Origin of the sequence: Bifidobacterium samirii (assembly GCF_003952945.1) — a bacterium.
GTDB lineage: Bacteria > Actinomycetota > Actinomycetes > Actinomycetales > Bifidobacteriaceae > Bifidobacterium > Bifidobacterium samirii.
Genome location: NZ_QXGK01000033.1, coordinates 1 through 7,878 on the forward strand (window position 1 = coordinate 1; position 7,878 = coordinate 7,878).

Here is a 7,878-nt window from a genome sequence, read left to right on the forward strand (position 1 = left end):
GCCGCTTCGTCGCCATGCTGATCCTGTCTTCCATAAGACAAGCCAAACAGGACCGATACCGTTCGCGCTCATTCCCGATGAGGCACCACCACACCCTACGCGCTCAAAAAACGTGAGGCACGTCGTCTCCCACTGTCATCCGGATGCAGACGGTACACTTGGCACCAGTCCGATCCACGCAGGGAGGCGACATGTCAAGGGAGTATCTGGACGAATTCTTCGGGGAGATCCGTGTACGCAGCACAGGCGAGATCCGCAAGCCGAGCCGTCGGTTCGGCCCCAAGGCCGCGGCGTTCATCATGCGGCGCGTCGCACAGAGCTTCCCGAAGTACAAGACCATATGGTCCAAGGCCGGTCTGCCCAGCATGACCGCCGAGGATTGCGCGAACCAGTTCTATACGGACCGAGTCGCATCGATGGCGAAGGAGATGGACGGTCCCGGCATGACCGATGACCTCGCGTTCGAGAAGTACGTGTCCAAGTGCATCGTGTACTGGTTCCTGAGCCGGCACGAGAGGACCGACGAAGGCAAGATCCGCGACACGGTCCGCAAACGGCTGGAGCGTGACGAACGGTTCGTCAGGAGGAACGGCCGTTGGGGACTGGTCGACGGGCCGGTCGAAGCGTCAACAGCCCGCGAATCGATATTGAAGGCGGTCGCATCCCAGTATCCGATCGACATGGATGCCGACAACGGGCGGCGCGAACGGCGTCGAGCCCAGAACTACGGGCGGACGGGACAGTTGGAGAACCTGCTCGCCGGTGTGCTGCAGGCCGCCGAAGGCACGCTCGAACTTTCCACGCTGACCCGTGCGGCCGCGCACCGCATCACGGCCATGCGGACCGTCCTGGCGAAGAACGAGACCGATTGGTCCCTCGACGATGAAGAGCATCGCACCGAACTTGAGAATAGGGGGTACGACATCGTCCCGATGGAAGATGAAGCTATCGCCCGATATGATGCGCAACACGTTGACATCAGCGATGTGACCGGTCTGCTTGCGGCGATGAAACACAACGGGCGTGAATGGACCCGAATCTATATCGATAAGAATCCCGGCGTCGCGCAGATGCTGCTTGACAATATGGACAATGGTCCTCGCAATGGGGAGGAACTCTGATGACCAACACCTACTCTCTGACCGATCTGCTGCAGATCCACGACGATGACGATCTGGACATCGTCCCGATGGGCGCGGACGACCTGGATTCGCCGGAACGCATCGAACGCCAGCGTGCCGAAGGCGTCAAACGCGGCCAGGTATGGCTCGCATCCGACTACGGCTGCGGCCTGAACGGCAATGCCGATGATGGTGACGCCGATGATGGCGACGCCGACTCGCTGTACGTGATGATCGCGGACACGGACGCCGACGACCCGCGCACGGTGCGGGTGATCCCGCTGTCGAACGACCTGCGCGCCGAAACCGACGACGCGCTGGTCGTCGAACAGGGTGCGCCGCTCGGCATCCCGATGGTCGCCTGGCCGACGATCCCGGCCATCATCCCGGTACGCCTGCTGTACAAGCCGCTCAAGCAGTTCACGCCCGCCACCGCGGACGCGATCATCGCCGACGACCCGGCCAAGGCCGACCCGTCCGACACGGTGCGCCGCGGCAAGGACAGCGACCGGAACGATTCGCCGTTCGTCGAGAACCGCGAGGACACGATCGCGATCCTGCTCGCATGGCATGCGATGTGCGCGGAGCTGCCGCAGCTGGGCGCCGAAAGCGACGGCGACGAATACGCGATCGACGAAGCGCTGGTCGCCTATACGAACGCGTTGAAGACCGTTCTGCACCTGTCGCCCCAGGATTATCTGGCCGTCAGCCGCGGCCGTTCCCTGACCTCCGCCCAACAGAAGGCGATGGCGAAGGCCGGCTTCCCGGAACAGCCGCGCAAGAAGGAGACCATCGACGACGCGTACCTGATTATGGCCGAACAGCCGCAATGGCGCATCGCCGCGGACAAGCTCGCCGCCACCGGAAACGGCGACCCGCGCATGGCGCTCGCGCACAAGGCGCAGTTCGAACTGGCCGCAAGACGGTCCGGCCGAGGCGCTGACGTCGTGGCAAGTGCGATGCGCGCCGCCGCGGACGGTGTCCTCGGCAAGCGGAGGTAGCCGATGCCGACATCGTCGTTCTCCGGTGATCTGCGAGCCGGTGTGCACGGACGTTTCGCCGCCCGTGCACACCGGGACGACTCCGACGCCCAGAAGCTCAACGACCAGGTCATGCGCATGCTCGACCTGGCTACGTCCCGGCACCCGGAATTCGAGCAGGACTGTCTTTCCGATCCTTGGCGCATCGCCGAACACTGGCGTGAGGAAGTACGCATCGAACGTGTCGGCTCGATTACGGAACAGGTGCTGAACAGGTTCGGATCCGTTGTGGATGATGACGGCTCCGGTGTGATCGGACTGTTCAGTGCTGCACGGTCCCGTAGATGGAGACATCGCATTCAGGTGCAGTTCAAGGGGGAGTATGACGCCCGTTCGAATTTCACTCTGATGCACGAGATAGGTCACTATTTGCAGCAGACCGATGACGAGCTTGCAACTGTGCTGAGCGGTATCGGATCTCAGAACGGCGACCATAATCTGGAGGAAACGGCGTGCAACCGTTTCGCCTCGCTCGCCCTGCTGCCGGATTCGTATGTGACCGGCATCTTGCAGGGGCATCCGGTCGATGCGATTGCAGTCAATAGGCTTTTCGATCGTGGTCGGTCGTCGAGCCTGCGGTCCGTGAGGGTGTCACGTCCCGTCGTGGCGCGCCGCATGGCCGATTTTCTGCAATGCCCCGGCACCGTGACGCTCCTGCAGGGCGGTCGACGGGGCGATAGGCGGGTCGAAGAGGCCCGATTCGACGAGTGCCGCATAAACGTGCGCACGCACGCCGGCGGCATGGCCGAATACGAAGGCGACCTGACCGATCTCGAACGCGACATGCTGGAACGTCTTCGCAAGGGGGAGGGCAAGCCTCAATCCCACGAGTTCACCAAACCCGACGGAACGCGGGTTCGCGCCAGCATCGCCGAATCGCGTGGCCGCTACCTGAGCTACTTCATCGTGATCAAGGAAGAACCGCCACGGTCGTAGACCGATGTGACGGCATTATCGTAGAAATGAGCAAGACATGAATGATGCATTACAGGATGATTCGCTCGACGAGCGGGATAAGACCGAATCGTCTGAAATCGAGTCGTATCCGGAGGAGACGGATAACGAATCAGGGCGTAAATATTGGTTGGTGACCGCTAATCCGAGGCAATGGAGTTTCTCGGATATTTCGGTTGGCGAAAGCGTTCCCTACACGCTATGCAACAAGAGAGGAACACCTCGCCAGAATCAGCAGAGTTTTCTGGATGCGAAACTCGGACAAAAGGTCATCGGATACGAATCGCGCCCGACGAAGAAAGTGGTCGCTACCGGTCATATCAGTATGGAACAGAATGGCAAGGAACTACATATCGAGAAGGACGAAGATCTGGCGAGACCGATTGCCTTTGCAGAGCTGAAATGTTTCCCAGAACTGAGTGGCGTGGTCGACTTCATCCAACGTCGGGGAACCTTGCTCGAGCTCGACAAAAAGCAATATGACTGTATCCTTGACATAGCTAACGGGAAAAAGCCGGTGCCGCCGGACAGTCCGGTCGACGATTGTAAGGATGCCGGAGCGGCTCCGAAAAGGATGAAAACCGGTGAGACTGTTATGGAAGAACCCACAGGTTCGAGGAACACGATCTGGTATGGGGCTCCCGGAACAGGAAAAAGCTTTCAGCTCAACGAGCTGCTGCGGAAGTCCTTTGCCGGTCGATATGAGCGCGTGACGTTCTACGCGGACTACCTGCATTCGCAGTTCGTGGGATCGTACAAGCCGGTTACGGTGTCAGGCAAGGACAAGGAAGGCAATGCCGTCCGTTCCATCGAATACCGGTTCCGTCCCGGCCCGTTCGTCCGGGCGCTCATCCATGCGCTCAACGATCCGGCGCCCTACGCTCTGGTCATCGAGGAGCTGAATCGTGCCGAGGCCGCATCCGTGTTCGGCGACGTGTTCCAGCTGCTGGACCGCAACAAGGACGGTAACAGCGAATACGCCATCACGGTGAGCGAGGATCTGCGCGAGTACTTGCTGCAGACTCCCGCGGTCGGATTGGATATGACCGATTCGGAATGGGATGCCGCGAACCACCTGACCGAATACGGTCGTCAGGCTCTTGCCGAACTCACTGGGGTGGACGATTGCTCGCAGATCGTCATTCCGCGCAACCTGTACATTCTCGCGACGATGAATTCGGCCGATCAGGGCGTGTTCCCGCTGGACACCGCATTCAAGCGTCGTTGGGATTTCGAATACGTCGGCATTGACGGTGAAGAAGATGTCATCGACGATTCGACCTGGAACGCGAACCGTAAGGAGATCAACAAGAATCTGCGTGATGCGGATATTCCGGAAGACAAGCAGATGGGACCGTTCTTCCTCGGCGATGCGACGTTGATGATGAACATGCGGGAAGGCGATCATCGCAACGACCCGTTCGACAAGGCGATGAAAAACAAGGTCATCATGTACCTGTTCGAAGACGCCGCGAAATACCGGCCGGAAGTCGTGTTCAATACCAAGGTACTTGACGGAAAACCCTCGTTGCAGACGCTCTTCGACGGATGGGACAAGCTCGACTATGGCATCTTCAAGGGATTGAGCAAGCGGCGCGAACCGGTTGATGACGAGCCGGACGTTGACGAAGACGCTGCAGCAGACGGTCCGATTTCCGACGATTCGGATGCGGAACCTGAAGGCGAAGCGCGATGATCGGACGCTTCTTCATCGAAGAGGAGCATTATTCGGCGGAGCGGATTCGTGACGCATGGACGGTGGGCGATTCCCCTCTGGGACAATCGCCCACCGGGCTGCCGGAAACCGCATCGGCCGACATCATCGAAACGCTCCGTTCGATGAGCATCGGGCAGAAACCCCTGCTGCAGAAGATGAGCGACGGCTACCGGTTCAACTATGTGGGCGTGATCGCCGCAGGCGGATTCATCTTCCCGATCCTCCCGAAGTACTACACGTATGGAGCGGCGGAGCATATACCGGCCGATCTGGCCGCGAAGGCGCTGGTCGAAGCGCTCACCGCCATCCGTAAGTACATGGGCGAGCATCCGAATGAGCGGGACGAGCTGCGCTTCACCCCCGTGGAAACGGATACGTCCATCGTGCAGAACCGACTGGGACTCTACCGATTCCTTCTGGAGGATTTCATCCAATACGGGGTCTACACCAATACTCGTCGCATCCGTGAACACAATGGCGAAGGCGACATCGACTGGCCTCGCACCATCGATCGGATCATGCCTATGCTGAACGGCGGCGATCCCGCATACATGGAACTGGTCACGTCGCGACGTACGAGGGAATCCTCGAACTTCATCGCACGCATCCAGTCGGCCATGCTCACGGAGATTAGCGTCTTCGTGGAAAACACCGGGTTGAACGACATCCTGCGCATGCCGATTCTCAAGCAATCGAGGGAGACGCTGGAGGACCTGGGGGATGCGGAGACGCTGGTGCGCAGTCTCCGGCGGGAACTCAACGTGCAGTTCGAGACACGCAGGAAACTGCTGTTGCGCAACATGATCAACTATTTCGACGGGCGCATCCCCGCCGGAAAAACCAGCGTCACGGCAGAGGGCACCGGCTCGTTCAACCTTGTGTGGGAGGACATCTGCAAGAAGATCTTCAACGATACCGGTTCGAAACTGCCCAAGCCGAAATGGGAATTCCTTCCCGAACTGACCTGGGCCGTGAGTCCCTCTGAACGTCAGGAGGCCGAAGCCGAAACGGACGACGCCGCCGATGAGAACCATGTCAGTGAGGAGATCGGGACAGCCGACGCACGGACGCTCATACCGGATGTGGTGAACAATGACAGTCCGGGCGGGTCCGTCTTCTATATCCTGGATGCGAAATACTACATGCCTACCTACACGCGTATCGAAGCGGGTGGCGCCGGTACGCGGGGACGGATCGCGCACCAGCCAGGCATCGGCGATATCATCAAACAGTATTTCTACATGATGGCCCTGCAGCGAGGCCTTCGTATCGAACGCGATGCCGTTGATCGTTCGGGTGAGACTGGTACCTCCATCACGGTCAAGGGCAATGCGTTCATCCTGCCGGCGCAACGGAAACTGTCCTCGGATGACGGTCCGAGATATCTGCTCGTGCAGCGCGGACGCGTGTCGCTTGACTTCATGAATCCACCGGATGAGGGCGACGGATTTGCAAAGATGCCGAAATCCATACTCCTGTACGAGATGGACGCCGAACAGGCGTTGCATATGTATCTCGAAGACGCTGATGCGAGTGACTTATCGTTGCGATATCTGCAGGCCATGTTCGACAACCAGGACGAAACGATGAACCGACGCATTCCGCGTATTCCGAACGGACCTCTGACTTAGAGCGGCATCATCGGCACATGATGGATCAGCGCATAAGGAAAGGGGCGGCACCCATGTGGATGCCGCCCCTGTCACGTTACGCTGAGGCTTCGGCGCACGCGGAAACCTCCAGCGGTCGAACGCCTTACTTGATGGCGTTGAGCCACTGCTCCTTGGTGGCCTTCTCGGCCTCGAGCTTGGCCTTCTTCTTCGGGTCGGTCTCGGCGGCGATCTTGGCGGCCAGCTCGTCGAGCTGGGCGGTCAGCTGCTCCTCGAACGAGGACTTGCGGGCGTCGGCCTCCGGGTCGGCCTTCTTCCACGCGGCGTCCTCGACGGCCTTGATCTGCTTGTCGACGGCGTCGAGACGGCCCTCGATGCGGCGCATGTCGTCGCGCGGCACGTAGCCGATCTGGTCCCACTCCTCCTGGATGGCGGCGAGCGCCTGGCGGGCCTGCTTGGCGGCGGCCTCGTCGGCGACGGGCACGAGCGCCTCGGCGCGGGCGAGCAGCGCCTCCTTGGCGGCGAGGTTCTCCTTCTCGGAGGAGGAGATCTGGTCGCGGTCGGCCTGGCGGGCGTTGAAGAACGTGTCGGCGGCTTCGCGGAACTTGGCCCACAGGGCGTCGTCCTCGTTGCGGCCGGCGCGGCCGGCCTGCTTCCAGCGGTCCATCAGCTCGTTGAACTTGCGGGAGGTCTCGCCCCAGGCGGTGGAGTCCTTGAGGGCGTTGGCCTCGGCGATGATCGCCTCCTTGGCGTCGCGGGCGGCGTTGCGCTCGTTGTCGCGGGCCTGGGCCCACTTGCGGCGGGCCTGGTTGAAGGTGGTGCGGGCGGCGGAGAAGCGCTTCCACAGGGCGTCGGCCTCGGCCTTGTCGATGCGGACAGTGGTGCGCTGGTGCTCCTGCCACTGGTCGAACAGGTTGCGGAACTTGTCGGCGGTGGAACGCCAGTTGGTGCTCTCGCCCAGGGATGCGGCGAGCTCCTCGGCCTTGACGACGATGGCGGTGCGCTCCTCGATGGCCTTGGCGACGGCGGCCTTGCGGGCCTTGGCGATCTGCTCGCGCTTGGCCTCGGCCTCGGCCTTGAGGGTCTCGAACTGGGCCTTGAGGGCGGCGATGTCGCCGACGACGGCCGGCTGGGCGGTCTCCTCGGCGAGGGTCTTGAGGGACTCCTCGATCTCGCGCGGCTTGATGTTATTGGACTTGAGACGGCCGGCGAACAGGTTCAGCTTGCCCTTGAGGTCGAGGTAGCGGCGGGCGTACAGGGCGAGCGCCTCCTCCTTGGACACGTCGGGGAACTGGCCGACCTCGCGCTCGGCGTCGCCTTCGCGCACGTAGACGGTGCCGTTGTCGTCGACACGGCCGAACGCCTCGGCGGCCTTGACGGCGTCGTCGGCGTGGGCGCCGGCGGCCGGGGCGGGGGCGGCGGCCGGCTTCTTGGCG

The 7,878-nt window shown here is 61.4% G+C and carries 6 protein-coding genes; 5 read left to right on the top strand and 1 reads right to left on the bottom strand.

The genetic code is table 11. The annotated features are described in order from the left end of the window. Positions 1-365 precede the first annotated feature (365 nt). From D2E24_RS10130 to D2E24_RS10150, 5 genes are read left to right on the top strand one after another with little or no spacing between them, the layout of a single operon-like run. Positions 366-1,121: a hypothetical protein gene (locus tag D2E24_RS10130; protein WP_164521101.1), complete on the top strand. Its 756-nt coding sequence runs from the start codon at positions 366-368 to the stop codon at positions 1,119-1,121. Further along, a complete protein-coding gene (locus D2E24_RS10135; protein ID WP_125969200.1) occupies positions 1,121-2,122 on the top strand; it encodes a hypothetical protein in 1,002 nt (333 codons plus the stop codon). The genes D2E24_RS10130 and D2E24_RS10135 overlap by 1 nt, the downstream gene beginning before the upstream one ends. 3 nt (positions 2,123-2,125) lie before the next feature. Continuing rightward, a complete protein-coding gene (locus tag D2E24_RS10140) occupies positions 2,126-3,097 on the top strand; it encodes an ImmA/IrrE family metallo-endopeptidase (RefSeq protein ID WP_125969201.1) in 972 nt (323 codons plus the stop codon). Positions 3,098-3,134: 37 nt separating this feature from the next. After that, positions 3,135-4,811 carry an AAA family ATPase gene (locus D2E24_RS10145; RefSeq protein ID WP_125969202.1) on the top strand — a complete coding sequence of 559 codons (1,677 nt, stop codon included), beginning with the start codon at positions 3,135-3,137 and terminating at the stop codon, positions 4,809-4,811. After that, positions 4,808-6,463, top strand: coding sequence for an LlaJI family restriction endonuclease (locus D2E24_RS10150; RefSeq protein WP_125969203.1), 1,656 nt, complete (start codon positions 4,808-4,810; stop codon positions 6,461-6,463). Before D2E24_RS10145 ends, D2E24_RS10150 begins: the two co-directional genes overlap by 4 nt. Before the next feature lie 124 nt (positions 6,464-6,587). On the opposite strand, the gene D2E24_RS10155 is transcribed toward D2E24_RS10150, so the two are convergent. After that, on the bottom strand, positions 6,588-7,878 hold a 1,291-nt coding region (locus tag D2E24_RS10155), incomplete at its 5' end, for a DUF349 domain-containing protein (RefSeq protein WP_164521102.1).

Coding starts and splice junctions, on each gene's coding strand:
- D2E24_RS10140 (WP_125969201.1), top strand. CDS start 2,126: ATGCCGACATCGTCGTTCTCCGGTGATCTGCGAGCCGGTGTGCACGGA.
- D2E24_RS10130 (WP_164521101.1), top strand. CDS start 366: ATGACCGCCGAGGATTGCGCGAACCAGTTCTATACGGACCGAGTCGCA.
- D2E24_RS10145 (WP_125969202.1), top strand. CDS start 3,135: ATGAATGATGCATTACAGGATGATTCGCTCGACGAGCGGGATAAGACC.
- D2E24_RS10135 (WP_125969200.1), top strand. CDS start 1,121: ATGACCAACACCTACTCTCTGACCGATCTGCTGCAGATCCACGACGAT.
- D2E24_RS10150 (WP_125969203.1), top strand. CDS start 4,808: ATGATCGGACGCTTCTTCATCGAAGAGGAGCATTATTCGGCGGAGCGG.